This is a genomic window from Gelidibacter algens (assembly GCF_001678675.1).
Lineage (GTDB): Bacteria > Bacteroidota > Bacteroidia > Flavobacteriales > Flavobacteriaceae > Gelidibacter > Gelidibacter algens.
In genome coordinates this window covers 217,113-235,143 of record NZ_LZRN01000001.1, presented here as the reverse complement: position 1 = coordinate 235,143, position 18,031 = coordinate 217,113, and the positions used below count along the sequence as shown (strand labels likewise).

General features: G+C 39.6%; 10 protein-coding genes. 8 read left to right on the top strand and 2 right to left on the bottom strand.

The genetic code is table 11. The features are described from left to right. Positions 1-511: 511 nt before the first annotated feature. The gene (locus A9996_RS00945) at positions 512-1,855 is read right to left on the bottom strand and encodes a sensor histidine kinase (protein WP_066429895.1); all 1,344 of its coding nucleotides are present in this window, start codon (positions 1,853-1,855) and stop codon (positions 512-514) included. Then, positions 1,845-3,185, bottom strand: coding sequence for a sigma-54-dependent transcriptional regulator (locus tag A9996_RS00940; protein WP_066429886.1), 1,341 nt, complete (start codon positions 3,183-3,185; stop codon positions 1,845-1,847). Before A9996_RS00940 ends, A9996_RS00945 begins: the two co-directional genes overlap by 11 nt. A 207-nt stretch (positions 3,186-3,392) precedes the next feature. On the opposite strand from A9996_RS00940, the gene A9996_RS00935 reads away from it, so the two are divergent. The 8 genes from A9996_RS00935 to A9996_RS00905 all read left to right on the top strand — a co-directional run bounded on the left by A9996_RS00935 (position 3,393) and on the right by A9996_RS00905 (position 18,015). Further along, a complete protein-coding gene (locus A9996_RS00935; RefSeq protein ID WP_066429885.1) occupies positions 3,393-4,646 on the top strand; it encodes an efflux RND transporter periplasmic adaptor subunit in 1,254 nt (417 codons plus the stop codon). 149 nt (positions 4,647-4,795) lie between these two features. Continuing rightward, the gene (locus tag A9996_RS00930; protein ID WP_066429883.1) at positions 4,796-5,542 is read left to right on the top strand and encodes an ABC transporter ATP-binding protein; all 747 of its coding nucleotides are present in this window, start codon (positions 4,796-4,798) and stop codon (positions 5,540-5,542) included. A gap of 86 nt (positions 5,543-5,628) precedes the next feature. Further along, a complete protein-coding gene (locus tag A9996_RS00925) occupies positions 5,629-8,061 on the top strand; it encodes an ABC transporter permease (RefSeq protein WP_066429881.1) in 2,433 nt (810 codons plus the stop codon). Positions 8,062-8,114: 53 nt separating this feature from the next. Next, positions 8,115-10,562 carry an ABC transporter permease gene (locus A9996_RS00920; RefSeq protein WP_066429878.1) on the top strand — a complete coding sequence of 816 codons (2,448 nt, stop codon included), beginning with the start codon at positions 8,115-8,117 and terminating at the stop codon, positions 10,560-10,562. Positions 10,563-10,654: 92 nt separating this feature from the next. Continuing rightward, the gene (locus A9996_RS20345; protein ID WP_245905332.1) at positions 10,655-12,082 is read left to right on the top strand and encodes an ABC transporter permease; all 1,428 of its coding nucleotides are present in this window, start codon (positions 10,655-10,657) and stop codon (positions 12,080-12,082) included. Positions 12,083-12,087: 5 nt separating this feature from the next. After that, a complete protein-coding gene (locus A9996_RS20340; protein WP_245905331.1) occupies positions 12,088-13,074 on the top strand; it encodes an ABC transporter permease in 987 nt (328 codons plus the stop codon). 90 nt (positions 13,075-13,164) lie between these two features. Further along, positions 13,165-15,525: an ABC transporter permease gene (locus A9996_RS00910; RefSeq protein WP_066429876.1), complete on the top strand. Its 2,361-nt coding sequence runs from the start codon at positions 13,165-13,167 to the stop codon at positions 15,523-15,525. A gap of 90 nt (positions 15,526-15,615) precedes the next feature. Next, the gene (locus A9996_RS00905; protein WP_066429875.1) at positions 15,616-18,015 is read left to right on the top strand and encodes an ABC transporter permease; all 2,400 of its coding nucleotides are present in this window, start codon (positions 15,616-15,618) and stop codon (positions 18,013-18,015) included. Positions 18,016-18,031: the final 16 nt, after the last annotated feature.

Below are 18,031 nucleotides of genomic sequence, written 5' to 3'. Positions count from 1 at the left end.
ATATACTAACTCCCCAGTACGTAAATATGTTCTTTTTAGGTTTTTAAAGGTATTTAACAAAAAACTAAGTTCTAGTAACCTAAAAAAAATTAAGAGAGCTATTTAAGAAATAATCTTATTTTATCTACTTAAATTTTCCATAGTAACAAAAAAAATTAATTTAGTAAATTTCGGACTAATAGGTTGTTTGTATACGAAAAAGGTCTTTTTTATTTACATCATGAGAGAAATCTTGCGGATGGAAAGTGGTATTAATATAATTGTTTAATATTATATCCCAATTATCGAAGTTACTACCATTTCGTTGAATTAGATTTTCTGTCTTCATATGCCTTTTTAATGAATGCCAACTTAAATATAAAATCACTAAATATGCTAATTACACCCTCCTTTTGAGCAATAGCAGCACGTCCATCATCCTTTATTCCTAAGAAATATATACTATTTTACGCTATTGAGTAACCTAAAAATTTACCCAATCCAGATAAATTTCACCTTGAACACATATCAATCAAAAAAGCAAACTCACCGTCGTCCCTTCCGTTTCCGAACTTTGCAGTTGAATTTTACCGCCGTGCAGCAACATAATTTGTTTACACAGACTTAAGCCAATCCCACTTCCGGTTTTTTTAGTGCTGAAAAAAGGGACAAATATACTGTCCATAATCTCTGCGGGGATGCCACTGCCGTTGTCCATAACTTTTATCTGGCCCGTTCCTTTGTGACTGATATTGGCTGAAATAAGAATCTTCGGGTTGGCAATTTTTTCGGTGGCATCTATGGCATTTAAAATAAGATTAATAAGTACTTGTTCAATAAGGTAGGCATCAATTTCAAAAGTCAGATTAGGATCGTTCAACTCAAAAATCAGTGAAACCTCTTTATCTTCTAAGCTCGGTTTCATCAATTCGAGGATGCTACCAAACAGATCGGAAATCTTGATTTTGGTTTTGTTGACATGAGTGACTTTGTTCAGGCTGCGATAGGTTTTGGCAAACTTCATCAAGCCCTCACTTCGCCGTTTTATGCTGTTAAGACCAGCATTGATATCTTCCAAATCCAATGTATTTGGTTGAGATTGATCTAAGGAATGCTGAATGTTGTGCTGTAGTGTTTCGGCCAATGAAGTGATCGGCGCGATGCTGTTCATGATCTCATGCGTCATCACGCTCAGCAATTTTTTCCATGCTTCACTTTCGTTTCTGTTCAGGGTTTCTTCAATGTTCTGTAGTACGATGAGCTTAAACGAATGGTCCTCCAATTCGAAAACGGTATCAGAAATGAGGACTTTCAATGTCTCCTGCCGCAGTTCCAAAGTCACTGAAGCGGTATTGGAGTGGTAGGTTTCAAACAACTCATCATAGATTTTGGGCCTTCTTTTTTCAATAAAACTTATGTTTTTGAACGAAGGGAAATCGAGCGTCTTTAAAAAGGAATCGTTGCTCCAAAGCACATCGCCGCTCTCAACATTATAAGCGATGATTCCAATATTGACCATCTCCAGTATTTTTTGGAGGTAAACAAATTGTGCCTGTCTTTCACTATCTATTGCCTTGATGGTTTTATTGACAAGATTAAAGCCTTGGTGAAGCTCGCGGATATCTTGCGGCCCTTTTGTTTCTACAAACCATCTTGAAAAGTCGCGGTATTTAACCGATTCAAAAAAATCGTCCACTTCCACAAAACGCTTGATCACAAACCGATAGAGATTGTACACAGCAATGATGGAGATGATGGCGCCTCCAATAATAGCATAAGTGTTGAACCAAGCAATGCCAAAAGCGAGAAGCGTTAAGGCTAAGAGCAAGCCCAAAACCCGAAGTGTAAGTAAAAACAGGTAGCTCTTATAGTTCATATTTATGGAGTCTGCGATAAAGTGCGGCACGGGTAATCCCTAATTCTTTAGCAGATTTGGAGATGTTTCCGTTGTTTTTTTCTATGACCGAAAGGATGGTGTTCTTTTCAAGTGTATCGAGATTGGTCTCGCTATGATTGATACTTACCTGTTGTTCAATGGCTGAAAAGGTTAAATCTTCGGCCTCCAAGGTTTGGTGTTCTGCCATAATTATGGCACGTTCCAAGGCATATTGCAACTCGCGCACATTGCCACTAAAATGATGCTTTTTTAATTTCTGAATAAAACACGAGGACATGTTAAAAGCACTTTTGCCATACTTTTCAGCATAATAATCGATAAAATAATGGGCGAGGAGGGTGATGTCTGTGCCGCGTTCCCGTAATGGCGGAATCAAAACATCGACGGTATTGATGCGGTAAATTAAATCTTTTCTAAACCGGTCTTCATCGGCCAGATCGCTTATCGAAACATTGGTGGCACAAATTAACCGGATATCTACAGGGATAGGCTGATTGGCGCCCAAAGGCGTGACTTGTCTGTTTTGTAAAACCGTGAGTAAACGTGCTTGTTGTCTTAGTGTTATATTGCCTATTTCGTCCAGAAAAAGGGTGCCGCCATGGGCCGCTTCAAAGCGTCCCTTTCGGTCTTCACGGGCATCTGTAAAGGCGCCTTTTTTGTAGCCGAACAGTTCACTTTCAAACAACGTATCAGTTAAAGAACCGACATCTACTTTTACAAAAGGTTTGTTTTTGCGCAAGGAATTGTCATGGATCGCTTTAGCAATCAGGTCTTTTCCAGTCCCATTTTCTCCTAAAATAAGAATGTTGGCATCGGTTGGTGCTACCTTTTTCAGTTTGACAAACACATCTTGCATGGGGTCGCTTTCGCCGATAATCTTGGTGTCTGTATCTAAATTGAGATGTTTTGGCTGTTTCTTTTTCTGTTTTTCAACATGCTCTCTGATCGTCTCCAATATTTTCTCGTTCTGCCATGGTTTGACCAAAAAATCAGATGCACCTTCTTTTAGAGAACGGATGGCGAGATCGATATCTCCATAGGCAGTGATGAGGATGACGTCGATTTCCGGTTTTTGTTTTTTTATTTTGTTCAGCCAGAAAATGCCTTCGTTTCCTGTATTTACTAAACCGTTAAAATTCATATCCAGGATCACCACGTCAAATGCATGTTCCTGCATCAGACTTAAAATGGTGTTGGGATTTTTGTTGGTGACCACGGTTTTTACTTTTGATTTTAGCAAAAGCCTGAGGGCAATCAGAACATCCTCATCGTCATCGATGACTAATATGTTGGCGTTGGGTAGAAGCATAACTACAATATTAATAAATTCATGTCTTTTAATTAAGAATTCTTAAACCATAATTATTAATTAAAAAAACTGTGTCATGACCGAACAGTACCTGTCTTAAAACCGAACACTTTAAAAAGTCACACTCATTAATAAATAAATGATAATCAGTAAGTTATGTTTTTGGCATCATATTCAGTATATACTAATTGAAAAACAATACGCTATATGGATATCCAATTGGAAAAAAAACGATTCACAACTCAAAAATTACTCATCATAGGAGGCGCTATCCTTATAGTGGCACTAATCGTTTTTGTGATTTTCTCATCATTGGGAGGTTCAAAACTCAATGTGGAAAAAGAACGGATCAGCATGAATATGGTTGAAAACGGTGTTTTTCAGGAAAACATTCCCGTAAACGGCATCGTGCTGCCCATAACCACGATCTATTTAGATGCTTTGGAAGGTGGCAGGGTGGAAGAGAAATTTGTTGAAGACGGTGCTATCCTCAAAAAAGGAGATCCTATTTTGAGACTTTCCAACACTGATTTAGAATTAAGTCTGGTCAACCAAGAAACGCAGGTTTATAATCTTTTGACCCAAATGCAGATCTCACAAAACGCAGCCCGTCAAAATACCATCAACAAACTCAATCAATATACGGATGTGGAAAGCGGTTTGATAGAAGCCAGAAGAGTGTATGACCTGAATAGCAGACTGTACGAAAAGAAGGCAATTGGCAGACAGGACTTGATTAAGGCGAAAAATGAATACGACTATCAAAAAGAACGGATGCAGCTTTCCAAACAAATTCTGAGTCAGGATTCTATAGCGGTAAATCAAGAAAAAGGTCAGGTGCAAAGTAGTTATGCCCGAACCCAAAATGCACTTGAACTGATGCGAAGAAAGGTAGCCGATCTTGTTGTAAGAGCTCCAGTTGACGGACAGGTAACCTCTTTGGATGCTGAAATTGGCCAATCAAAAAACAAAGGCGAACGGTTGGGACAGATTGACGTTCTGAGCGGTTTTAAGGTGCGTGCTGATATTGATGAGCATTATATTTCCAGAATCTATAACGGACAGAAAGGTAGTTTCAACTTTGATGGAAAACCCTATCTGCTTACCATAAAAAAGGTGTACACACAGGTTGCCAATGGAAGGTTTCAGGTAGATATGCAGTTTGAAGAAAACGTTCCTGAAGGCATCCGTCGCGGGCAGACCTTGCAGATCCGTCTGGCGCTTAGTGAAGAAAAACAAGCCTTGTTGGTACCAAAAGGAGGGTTCTTTCAACAAACCGGTGGTAATTGGATCTTTAAGGTGAGTGACAATGGTGACACTGCTTATAGAGTTGATATTACCTTGGGAAGCCAAAACACAGAATATTATGAAGTACTGACCGGGCTCCAACCTGGCGATAAAGTGATCACCAGTAGCTATGATAATTATGGCGATGTGCAGGAACTAGTTTTGAAGGATTAGTACAATATCCAGAACTGCAAGGAATGAATCGGGGATGAGCGGCAATTTAAGGTCTCAATACTAGTAAAAAAACAGAGCAACAATCACACTACTCCGATGTATTCGGAATGACAATAGAATTAACTAATAGAAATAATTACTTATAGAAAATGATAACAATATCCGATTTAGAAAAGTATTACGCCACAGAAGAAGTGCGCACTATTGCATTGAACAAATTATCCTTTAAAGTAAAGGAAGGGGAATTTGTGGCAATCATGGGACCTTCAGGTTGTGGAAAGTCGACGCTACTCAATATTTTGGGTTTGTTGGATGATCCAGACGGCGGCAGTTTTGTGTTCAACGGCATAGAAGTGGCCGGTTTCAACGAACGCAAACGTGCCGAATTGCGGAAGCATAACATCGGCTTCGTATTCCAGAGTTTTAATTTGATAGATGAGCTTACGGTTTTTGAAAACGTAGAGCTTCCGCTCATATATACTGGCGTGAAACCTGCCGAGCGCAAAGTGAGAGTAGAAGCCGTTCTCGAAAAAATGCAGATTATGCACAGGCGTAAGCATTTCCCACAGCAATTATCAGGTGGTCAGCAACAGCGTGTGGCCGTCGCCCGCGCCGTGGTGAATAATCCGAAACTTATTTTGGCTGATGAGCCTACGGGAAATTTGGACAGCACCAATGGCAACGAAGTCATGGATTTACTGACCGAATTGAATGAGGCCGGAACCACCATCATCATGGTTACCCACAGTGAGCATGATGCTAAATATAGCCACCGCATCATTAGAATGTTGGATGGGCAAAAAGTTACTGAGAATATTTTGGCGGATTATAAAAGCCCGGTAAGCTCCCTAACTCCCGAAGGGGGAACTCTTACTGGGGCGGAAATTAATAAGTGAACGGAAAATATAGACCTAACAGGTTTTGAACCCCGAAGCTTCAGGACTGTGAGGTCTATCAATCAAAAATCAAAAAACGAACAATCATGTTTAGAAACTATATCAAAATAGCATTTAGAAGCTTAAAAAAGCAGCCATTTTTTACCTTGATCAACACCTTTGGTCTTGCTATCGGTATGGCTGGTAGCTTATTGATAGCATTATATATTTATGATGAGTTGAGCTATGACAAGATGTTTGTAGATGCTGATCGTATTTACCGCATTGATATGGACATCAAATTTGGCGGTGCAGAAATTAAAAGTGCAGAAACTGCGCCACCTATGGCTGCTGCTTTGCATAGAGATTTTGCTGAGGTTGAAAACACCGTCCGGTTTAGAACCTTAGGTAGTAATCTATTTAGAAGCAGTGATAAATCGGAGAATATCAAAGAGCTCTCAACGACCTACGTGGATGCTACCTTTTTTAATATGTTCGGTCTTGAACTTATTGATGGTAACAAGGAAACGGCACTAAAGGAAACCAATACCCTGGTAATGACCAGAACGGCTGCTGAAAATCATTTTGGCAGTATCAACGTGGTAGGAAAAAGTCTTTTATTGAATAATGAAGATACCTATATCGTGACCGGCGTCATGGAGGATTTACCTAAAAACTCCTTTCTTAAGGATTACAGCATATTTATGGCAATGGCCGGAAATGTAGCCTCCAGAGAAAATATTTGGGGTAGCAATAACTACTTTACATTCGTCAAGGTGTTGCCAGAAACCAAAATGGATCATTTCCAACTACAACTGGATGGTTTGCTTGAAAAATATGTATTGCCATGGGCTCAAAAGACATTTCCTGGTATGACTGCAGCATCTTTTGCAGCATCCGGAAATTACATTAGGTACCACACCATCCCGTTAACAGATATTCACCTCCATTCTGACAACAAGACTGAAATGGGCGAAAAGGGAACCATCCAAAACGTATACATTTTCTCCTTTATAGGGTTCTTCCTTATTTTTTTAGCCTGCGTTAATTTCATGAATCTATCCACTGCGCATTCCTTAAAAAGAGCCAAGGAAGTAGGCATACGTAAGACATTAGGGTCTAATAGAATCCAATTAATAGTTCAATTTTTGACAGAATCGAGTTTGATTTCTTTTGCATCCATGATTCTTGCCGTTATAGTAGCTTTTATTGCGCTGCCCTTTTTTAATGATCTGGCTGGTAGGACTATTTCAATTCCTTACACAGAGCCTTTATTCTATGTTGCCATTTTACTCTTCACGATAGTATTGGGACTTTTTTCGGGCAGCTATCCAGCTTTCGTCATATCTCGATTTATTCCCGTGGAGACACTCAAGGGAAATGGATTTAAAAACGGTAGCAAGTGGAATATCAGGAGCATGCTTGTCGTATTTCAATTTGGGATTGCTGTATTTTTAATTGTAGGAACACTCGTTATTTTTCAACAATTGCAATTTATACAGACCAAAGATTTAGGATACAGTAAAGAACAGGTTCTCGTAATTAGTGACACCTATGCAGCAGGACAACAGGTAAATGCTTTTAAGCAAGAGGTGCTTAGTTTGAGCGCAGTTAAAAGCGCCACGTTGAGCAGCTTTATGCCTATAGCTTCAGCTAGATCCAATAGTCCCTTTTTTAGAGAAGACGCTATGGATCAAAAATTTGCGATTCAAATGCAAACTTGGGATGTGGATCACGATTACATGAAAACTTTTGGAATGGAGTTAATCGCCGGCCGAGGTTTTAACAATCAATCTGTAGCAGATTCTACCGCCACTATCATTAATGAATCCACACTTACAACACTTGGTTTAAGTGCACAGGAGGCTCTTGGAAAAAGAATCACAGAGGAAGTCGAACTTGGGAAGCCTGTGTTCTATCGCATTATTGGAGTGATCAAGGATTTTCATTATGAATCTTTGCGAGAAGACATTGGTGCGCTGGGACTATTCCTGAATAAGTCAACCGGATCAATGGCTGTTAAATTGAAAACCGATGACTTTGCCAGTGCCATCTCAAGTATTGAAAACATCTGGAATGAGCAAGCTCCTGGCCAGCCCTTCAATTATCGCTTTATGGATGACGCATTTGATACCTCTTATAAAGAAGAGCGTCGATTGGGCAACATCTTTATTGTTTTTACATGCTTATCCATTTTCATAGCCTGTCTGGGTCTGTTTGGTCTGGCTGCATTTAATGCCCAAAAACGAACTAAAGAAATAGGAGTGAGAAAAGTACTGGGCGCAAGTGTGAGTCAAATCACTTTTGGGTTGACCACAGACTTTCTGAAATTAGTCGCTATTGCTACTGCAATCGCATTACCGTTAGGTTGGTATGTTATGAATATATGGTTACAGGATTTTTCCTATCGCATACAGATCAGTTGGGAGATATTAGCCTTTTCGGCCTTCTTAGTGATCGTCATTGCGATACTGACGGTAAGTTACCAAAGCATTAAAGCAGCTATTGCGAATCCGGTAAAAAGTTTAAGGACGGAGTGAAAAAAGTATGTAGTCTCAGTTGCAGTATTCAGTAAAAAAACAAAATATTCAAAATGATACGGAACTTCATCAAAATCGCGTGGCGGAATATCTGGAAAAACAAACTGTTCTCGACGATCAATGTGATCAGTTTGGCCATTGGTTTGAGTGCATCCTTTGTGATTGGCTTGATGGTTTATTATGATTTTACCTTTGACAAGTTTCACAAAGATGCTGATCTCATTTACCGGATAACAACCGTTTATAGTTCGCCCGAGGGGGAGGATTATAATTACGGTGTGTCTGTTCCCTTGATTGGAGAAGTGAAACAAAACATCACAGGCATTCAGCAATCTACTGCCTTTTTTACCGCAGAGCCGAGCAGGGTCATGAATGCGTCCTTTTCAAAAGCTTTTAATAATCCGGAAAAAGTTATTTATGCCGAGACCGATTTTTTTAAATTCTTAGACTATGAATGGATAGCGGGACATTCAGAAACTGCTATTGATGCTCCCAATAAGGTGGTGCTAACTGAAAATCGGGCGAAAAAATATTTTCCCAACAAAGACTATAACGACATCCTTGGCGAAACTCTTATTTATGATGATTCCGTTTCTACCACAGTTACGGGTATCGTTGCAAATTTTAAGCAACGCACCGACTTCACTTTTGAAGAAATTATTTCTTTGGAAACGGGGAAGCAATCTTATATGCAAGACCAACTGACTGATGACAATTGGAACAGCACAAGCTCCAGTACGCAGTTTTTTATAAAGCTAAACGATAAAAAAGCAAAGACAACGGTGCAGCAACAATTAAATGCAGTGGCCAAAAAAAACGAGAGCGAAAATGCTGTTAAGTACAGTTCACACCGTAATTTTTATCTGCAACCCTTAGGAGAACTTCATTTTGGCGAAAATTACGGCATATTCGACTTTACTGAATATACTCCCAACAAAACGGTCTTGGTAAGCTTGTTATGGATTGCTGCATTTTTACTACTGTTGGGCTGTATTAATTTTATCAACTTAAATACGGCACAAGCAACACAGCGGGCTAAGGAAATTGGAATCCGTAAAACCTTGGGGAGTTCCAAAAAGCAGTTGATATCCCAATTTTTATCGGAAACATTTTTGCTTACCCTTGTCGCGGCACTTTTATCGGTAGGTTTGGCAGCCGGATTGTTAAAGGTGTTTGCTGATTTTATCCCAGAAGGCTTGCATTTTGGTTTGTTTGCTGATCCATTGATTATAATGTTCGGCGGTGTTCTTATTGTCATTATAAGTTTGCTTTCAGGTTTCTACCCGGCACTAGTACTGTCTTCATTTAAGCCTGTTTCGGTACTTAAAAATCGCATAGTTTCAAACAATAGCAATGTTTCGCTCAGAAAGGGATTGATTGTTTTTCAATTTGTTATAGCGCAGGTGTTTATCATATCAACGATAGCGGTTGGCCGGCAGATCCATTTTTTAATGAAAAAAGATATGGGATTCAAAACGGAAGCATTGACCTACATAAAAACGCCTTGGATGGACGGCTCCCTTCAGAAAAGACAGGTGCTCATTGAGAAATTAAAAACAATTCCGCAAGTTGAAAGCGTGAGTCTCGGTGGTTCTCCACCAGCATCTTTCAGCATCCATGCTACAAGTGTTGTTTATATGGACGGGCAAAAAGAAGTGCGTTCTGATTTGCAATTGTTATATGGTGATGATACGTATCTCAATCTTTATGACATCAAACTTTTGGCAGGCAGGACAGTACGCAATGATACCATCCATGAATATGTGATCAACGATACCTATCGCAACATTTTGGGGTTCAAAACTCCCGCAGAAGCTATTGGCCAAGTTTTAGGTCAGGGTGAGAATGCCGTTCCAATTGTTGGGGTTATGGAAGATTTTAACCAACGTTCCCTAAAATCAAAAATTGAGCCTATGGCCTTAATTGGCGATTGGAGCAGAAAGCGCTACTCGCAATTTAACACGATCCACATTCAATGGAATGAAAATAGTTCTGGCAACTGGTCGACAGCTATCGCAAAGGCTGAAGAGGCGTGGCAAACCATTTATCCAGAATCAGATTTCAAAATGGAATTTATTGATGAAACCGTGGCGAAATTTTATGACAAGGAAAGCAGTATGACCAAGCTCCTTAATTGGGCTACAGGACTGTCAGTACTGATCAGTTGCCTCGGTCTTTTAGGTTTGGTCATCTATACTACTGAACGTCGCGTAAAAGAAATTGGTGTACGCAAGATTTTGGGCGCCTCATTGACGCAACTCAATCTATTGCTGTGCAAGGACTTTTTACTGTTGATAGGTATTGCCTTCATAATTGCAGCACCATTGGCTTGGTATGGACTGCATAATTGGCTTCAGGATTATGCTTATAAAACAACTCTTAGCTGGTGGATATTTGCTATAAGCGGTTTAGGAATTATTGTATTGGCACTCATCATCATGAGCGTAAAAACTATTACCACAGCAATGAAAAACCCTGTAGAAAGTTTAAGGACGGAATAATCCCCCTAACCCCCGAAGGGGGGAATGCTTACTCGGAACGAGCTCCCTCCCTTTCGGGGAGGGCTGGGGAGGGGATAAAAAAACATAAAATCATGATAAGAAACTATTTTAAAATCGCTTGGCGAAGTCTTCAAAAAAATAAATTGCAGACCATCATTAATTTGTTGGGATTAACGGTGGGTACGGTTTGCTGTTTGAGCATCCTGATCCACGTGATTGCACAGTTTGGGTATGACAAACAGTTTGCAGACTCCTCTTCAATATACAGATTAAACACGATTATAAATGAGAACGAAGACGGCGCACCCTCTGCTGGAGTTTCACCACCAATTGCTTTTGCAATGAAGGAAGATTTTCCAGAAGTTAAGGAAGTCTGCCGTGTTGTTTATTTTGGGGAAGGAAATGACGGACTATTAAGAAATCCGGAGAGTGATGAAGCGTATTATGAAACCCGAGGATATTTAGCGGATTCCACCTTTTTCAAAATGTTCAATTATCCATTTGTCGAAGGAAATCCTGAAGGTTCTTTAAGCGCACCCAATTCTATCGTGCTTTCAGAAACACTGGCTAAGAAACTCTTCGGAAGTAAAAAAGCGCTAAACAAAACATTGGTGCTAGGCAGTGGGGCAGAGGAACAGACCCTTACTATTAAAGGTGTTTTTAAGGAAGATTTTGGGAAGTCGCACTTAAACCCAAATTATATTTTGACTATGGATTCGGGAGGATTCGGCCGCCGTGTGATGGAAATCCAGAATTTTGCCACACAGAATTTTACGATGAGCTACCTAAGATTAAAATCCGGCGCAAATACAAGCCGTTTAGAAGCCAAGTTTCCAGAATTTTTACAAAGGCACGGTGCCAAGGATTTGGCAGCGGTAGGATTTAGTAAATCGCTATCATTGCAAAAAGTGACCGACATTCATCTCTTTTCAAAAGACATCCGAAACCAGATAGGTACCGTTTCAGACATCAACTACCTTTATATGTTGCTTATTTTGGCACTTTTTATTCAATTGGTGGCTTGTATTAATTTTATAAACTTGAGTACGGCACGCGCCAATAAAAGGGCAAAGGAAATTGGTGTGCGTAAAGCAATAGGCGCAGAAAAGGGCGATTTGGTTCGTCAATTTTTAGGAGAATCTATTTTGCTTTCGCTATTCGCTTCTATTTTAAGCATTCCGTTTACTGCAATTGCATTACCATTTGTCAATACTTTAACGCAAGGTGATATTGGGTATTCTAATCTATTGGACTGGCGAATTTTAGTTGCGCTTTTGGTTTTAGGAATCTTAACCGGACTCATAGCAGGACTATATCCCGCGCTGATCCTGTCATCTATCAAGCCCGTTAAAGTTTTGAAAAGTTCAGTAAACTTGAATTTAGGCAACGGCTATTTGCGAAAAGCCCTAGTAGTGTTTCAGTTCGTGGTTTCCATTGGCTTGATTTCCGTAGTAATCATCATCACCCAACAGGTAAAATATTCCCAGAAAATGGATATGGCTTTGATAAGGAAAACCTGATCGCTGTGCGACTCGGAACGCAAAACGTTTCAGAAAAGTTCAGCACGATACAGTCAAACTTCCGAACAATCAAAGGCATAAAACAAGTTGCGGGCACCAACTATTACCCTTCTGAAAAAATTCTGGGAGATATGGGAATGACGCTACCCGGGGGAAATCCGGCAGACCAAACCTTGGTAATTTACAATGGCGTTAGTCCTAATTACCTTGAAACGGTTGGTACTTCCCTTTTGGCAGGCCGCACGTTAAGAGATAATGATGAAAATCAAATTTTGGTAAATAAGGCGACACTGGATGCTTTTGAAATTCCGCTAAACAAGGCTATTGGATCAAAAATTATACAAACCTATGAAGGTGAGGTTGATGAGTTTGAAATTGTAGGTGTAACCGCTGATTATAATTTTGCCTCTTTAAAAGAAGAAGTCAAACCTATTTTGCTTTACAATGAAAATACACCAGGTTGGATAATCCTAAAGGCTGAAACACAAAATTATGAAGCCCTTCTCAATACTTTGGAAAGCTCTTGGAAAACTATAAATCCCAATACGCCCTTTGTTTTCAATTTTGTGGATAAGGAAGTGGAAAAGTTATATGCAGAAGAGAAGCGATTGGGTAAAATTTCCGTCGTATTTACATCCTTGGCAATTTTAATCAGCTGTTTAGGGCTTTTCGGCCTGGTTTCATTCGTGGCGGAACAAAAGAAAAAGGAAATAGGAATCCGTAAAGTTTTGGGTGCAAGCGTTCAAAATATGGTACGGCTTTTAACTAAGGATTTTATACGATTGGTAGGCATTGCATTTATAATCGCGGCACCACTCGCCTATTTCATAATGCAAAATTGGTTGCAGGATTTCCCATATCGAATCAATATCGAGTGGTGGGTTTTTCTTATTGCTGGAGGAGCTGCGCTAATTATAACGCTTTTAACAGTGAGTTTTCAAGCGATTAAAGCGGCCATCGCAAACCCGGTAAAAAGTTTACGGACGGAATAATCCCCCTAACCCCCAGAGGGGGAACGCTTACTCGGAACTAGCTCCCTCCCCTTCGGGGAGGGTTGGGGAGGGGATAAAAAACATAAAATCATGATAAGAAACTACATTAAAATCGCATGGCGGAATCTTTGGAAAAACAAAGGCTATTCATTCATCAATATTTTTGGTCTGGCTATTGGGATTACCTGTGCCAGCCTAATTCTTCTCTGGGTTGAAGATGAGGTGAATTTTGACCAATCCATCCCTGATAAAGAATTGGTTTATAGTATACCTACCAATCAAAAATATGATGGCGAATGGCGAACCTTCTTTGAGGCTACTCCAGGTCCTTTAGCTTCAGTTTTGAAATCTGAAATACCTGAAATTACCAAATCGGCAAGAAAACGAGATGTTGGCCAGTTGATTAGCGTTGGCGAAAAATCTGTAAATAGCAAGGGCAGTTTTGCAGATGAAGATTTGATACCTATTTTCGGCCTCAATTTTATTGCAGGAAATTCCAAAGACGCCTTTAAGGATAAAAAGTCAGTGATTCTCACTGAAAAAACGGCTTCTCTCTTTTTCGAGAACAGTGAAGATGCCATTGGCAAAACTATTCAATTTGATAAGAAGGATACCTATAATATAACAGGTGTAATTGCGGATTTCCCCCAAAACACAACTTACGCTGTTGATTGGTTGGTGCCATTTGAGAATTTTACTGATGGTAAAGAATGGACCCAAGAGTATGGCTCAAACTTTACAAATACCTTCGTAAAATTAGCGCCTGGTGTAGATGTCGAAAAAGTTAATACAAAAGTAAAAGCAATCTTACCCGCCAAAACAGGCAACACAGAAACCGAAGCGATTTTATTTTCGGCCAACGATTGGCATTTACGTGACAAATTTAAGAATGGCAAGATTGATGGTGGCCGTATTGCATACGTGCGCTTATTCATTTTTATTGCATTAATTATTCTTATAATCGCCTGTATTAACTTCATGAATCTGTCTACGGCAAGGAGCGAAAAGCGCGCCAATGAAGTAGGAATGCGGAAAGCGCTCGGATCAGGCAAAAAGCAATTGGTTTTTCAGTTTATGTCTGAAGCGGTTATAACAGCGTTCATTAGCGGTATAGTTAGCGTACTACTTTTGATGGTTTTAATCCCACATTTCAATGCTCTCATTGATAAGAATTTAAGCTTGGCAATTACAAAACCAGTCCATTTTATGCCAATTTTCTTAATAACCTTTTTCTGCGGAATTATTTCTGGTTTATATCCCGCATTTTATCTTTCGTCATTTAAACCTATTGAAGTCTTAAAGGGAAGCCGAAGACCATCGGGTAGCGCATCTTTTACCAGAAAGACATTGGTTGTAATCCAATTTTCAATATCTATTATGTTTATTATCAGCACTATCTTGGTGTTTCAACAAGTGCAGCATATAAAAAACCGCAATTTGGGAATGGTAAAGGAAAACCTTATAGAAATGCCAGCGGCAAATGGAAACATTATTAAAAATTTTAAATCGATTGAGCAAGAGCTCACCTCTTCTGGATGGGTTGAAAGTGTAGCCTTGATGAATTCGCAAATTTTGTCTGGTGGAAACAATACTTCAGGAATACAATGGCAAGGAAAACCAGCAGACGCAGATATCTTGATTTCTGTGAGAACAGTTACGCCGCAATTTTTCAATACAGCCGGTATGAAAATAAAAGAAGGTAAAGGTTTTGGAACGTCTCAAGTTGCGGATAGCACTAAGGTTTTAATTTCAGAATCTTTTGCAAAACTTATGAATTCTGATAATGTCATTGGAAAAACCATTAATTGGAATGACCAAATATTCACCATAAATGGCATTGTCAAAGATTTTTTATATGGCGATATGTACGGTACGAGTGATCCGGTTATGTTTTACCATCAAGCTGAAGGCGCAAATTATATGTACATAAAACCTGCGGCTGGTGTAGCGATCACTAACACGCTAACCGCAATTGAAAATGTTCTCAAAACGCAAAATCCCGGTTTTCCATTTGAATATAGATTTGTAGATGAAGCCTTTAACGAGCGTTTTAAAAGCGAACAACTGGTGGAGAATCTTTCTCAGATTTTTGCCGTGTTGGCAATCATAATCTCCTGTTTGGGACTTTTTGGATTATCGGCCTTTACAGCAGAACAGCGCCGCAAGGAAATTGGGGTACGGAAAGTTTTAGGTTCTAGCGTACTAGGGATTGTAAAACTTTTATCAAAGGACTTTTTGGTGTTGGTGTTATTGTCAATACTAATATCCGTTCCCATTTCGTGGTATGTTATGCAAAATTGGTTGCAGGGATTTGCTTACCGGATTGATATAAAACTATGGGTTTTTGCAATTGCCGGGTTCTCAGCGGTTTTGATTGCCTTAATAACCGTAAGCTTTCAAGCAATAAAAGCGGCGATTGCAAATCCCGTTAAGAGTTTGAGGACGGAATAATCCCCCTAACCCCCAAAGGGGGGATGCTTACTCGGAAATAGCTCCCTCCCCTTCGGGGAGGGTTGGGGAGGGGATAAAAAACATAAAATCATGATAAGAAACTACATTAAAATCGCGTGGCGAAACATACTTGCCAACAAACTCTTTACCCTGCTCAACATCGCTGGTTTGGCGATTGGCGTATGCGTTTGCATCATCCTGTTTTCTTTTGTAAATAAAGAATTGAGCTACGATAAAATGTATTCAAATTCAGAGAACATCTATCGGGTAAATATGGAAACTTCAGAAGATTATGATTTTGAAACTTGGGCCACAATGCCAAACGCCGTGGGCCCAGCGATGTTAAAGGATATTCCGCAAGTAAAAAAGATGACACGCCTTATAAAAGATGATTTTGGAGCGACTGCTTCACTGAAAATAGGTGAGAAGAATTTTACCGAAAACGGACTTTATCTAGCAGATTCCACAATTTTTGAAATGTTCGACTTCAAATTTATATCGGGTACTCATGAAAGCGCTTTTTCGAAACCCAAATCCATCGTTATTTCAAAGTCAACAAAAGTGCGCTTATTTGGCGAACAGGATGCAATGAATCAATTTATAACTGTAAATAATCGCGATACGTTACAAGTTGCAGGAGTGTATGCCGATCTGCCAAAAAATAGTGTGATGGACTTCAATATGGTTTATAATATCATGGATTCATGGATGGGTACCAATGTGTATTGGAGCAATGCCAGTTATGAAACCTATGTCCAACTTCAGCCGAATGTAAATAGTGCCGAAGTTGAAAAGCAAGCAAGCAAGTTAATCGATAAATACGTGGACAAAGAAGGTCAATATTTCACAAAATTCTTTCTGCAGCCACTACCTAAAATACACCTCTACTCGGCCGATATTAGGGAAGGTTATTCTACCAAACTCGGAAATATAACCACTATTAAAAGTCTTCTATTCCTATCATTACTTGTACTGTTAATAGCTTGTATCAATTATATGAACCTTGCCACTGCCAACTCCCAAAAACGGGCAAAAGGCATTGGGATAAATAAAGTTTTGGGGGCGAACAGAAACCAAATGCTGTCACTCTTTTATGTTGAAACTGGGATTATGGTGTTTTTATCTATTATAATAGGATATGCCGTTTCTTTTTTGGCCTTACCGTTATTTAAAAGTATTACTGGAAACGAACTTGGGTATTCAGATTTGCTTGCAACGCCAATACTCGTCGGGATATTACTAACATGGGGCGTTGTAACCCTTGTTGCAGGCAGTTATCCGGCTATTTCGATGTCCGGTATTTCTCCACTGGTTTTGGTGAATAAATCCAAGAAAAAAGGCTCAGCTTCTGAGTTTGTGCGGAAGGGATTAGTAGTCTTTCAATTTGCAGCTTCCATCATTCTGATCATTGCGGTTACCATTATCCTTCAACAGATGGCCTTTATCAAAAATAAAAATTTGGGTTATGATCCTAACGGAATTATTGCCGTCTCGGTCAAATCTGCCGAAACCGAACAACAGGTAGCGAGCTTGATAAAAAGTTTGGAACGTCAGGTTAACGTTGAAAGTGTTTCGGCCGTACAAGCTATGCCAGGAACTAACGAAAGCGGACGTTCTGTCTATAAATTGGCTACTGACAATACGGGACTTCCTATTGCGAGTTGTCGTACTGATGGCAATATTGTTAACACTTTAAAATTAAAGGTAATTGCAGGCAACGAACTTCCGGTAACCATAGCTGAGGGCGATTCCATCATTTACACCTTGGTAAACGAGAAAGTCGTTAGTTATTTAAATTATAAAACCCCTGAAGAGGCCGTTGGGAAAATTATCCATACAGAATTGGGATCAAGAGCACTAATAACTGGCGTTGTGGAAAACTTCAATTTCAATTCGTTCAAAGAAGATATTGGTGGCTATATGTATTACAAAGCGATCAGCGCTCCAGAAGGGATTCGTACACTTTTAGTACGCTATAACTCCCAGAACTTGTCACAATTTATAGGGCAATTGCAGCAAACTTTCAACGAAACGTTACCCAATACAGCTTTCGATTATCAATTTGTCGATAGGCATGTAGCGCAGTTATACGCTTCGGAAGAAAAAACCGCGAGTACCGTAACCATCTTTTCAGGTTTAGCCATTTTTATTGCGTGTCTCGGCTTATTTGGATTGGCGGCATTTACAGCAGAACAGCGTAAAAAAGAAATTGGTGTCAGAAAAGTTTTGGGAGCTACTGTTACAGGAATAACGCGATTGCTGTCCAAAGATTTTTTAAAATTGGTGCTTATTGCCTTTGTTGTTGCAGCGCCGGTTGCCTATTGGTTGATGCAAAAGTGGTTGCTGGATTTTGCATACCGAACAGAAATTAATTGGTGGGTGTTTGTTTTTGCCGGATTGGCCGCTGTTTTAATTGCATTGATAACGGTAAGCTTTCAGGCCATTAAAGCTGCAATTGCAAACCCGGTGAAAAGTTTGAGAACGGAATAATCCCCCTAACCCCCGA

Coding starts and splice junctions, on each gene's coding strand:
- A9996_RS00945 (WP_066429895.1), bottom strand. CDS start 1,855: ATGAACTATAAGAGCTACCTGTTTTTACTTACACTTCGGGTTTTGGGC.
- A9996_RS00940 (WP_066429886.1), bottom strand. CDS start 3,185: ATGCTTCTACCCAACGCCAACATATTAGTCATCGATGACGATGAGGAT.
- A9996_RS00935 (WP_066429885.1), top strand. CDS start 3,393: ATGGATATCCAATTGGAAAAAAAACGATTCACAACTCAAAAATTACTC.
- A9996_RS00930 (WP_066429883.1), top strand. CDS start 4,796: ATGATAACAATATCCGATTTAGAAAAGTATTACGCCACAGAAGAAGTG.
- A9996_RS00925 (WP_066429881.1), top strand. CDS start 5,629: ATGTTTAGAAACTATATCAAAATAGCATTTAGAAGCTTAAAAAAGCAG.
- A9996_RS00920 (WP_066429878.1), top strand. CDS start 8,115: ATGATACGGAACTTCATCAAAATCGCGTGGCGGAATATCTGGAAAAAC.
- A9996_RS20345 (WP_245905332.1), top strand. CDS start 10,655: ATGATAAGAAACTATTTTAAAATCGCTTGGCGAAGTCTTCAAAAAAAT.
- A9996_RS00910 (WP_066429876.1), top strand. CDS start 13,165: ATGATAAGAAACTACATTAAAATCGCATGGCGGAATCTTTGGAAAAAC.
- A9996_RS00905 (WP_066429875.1), top strand. CDS start 15,616: ATGATAAGAAACTACATTAAAATCGCGTGGCGAAACATACTTGCCAAC.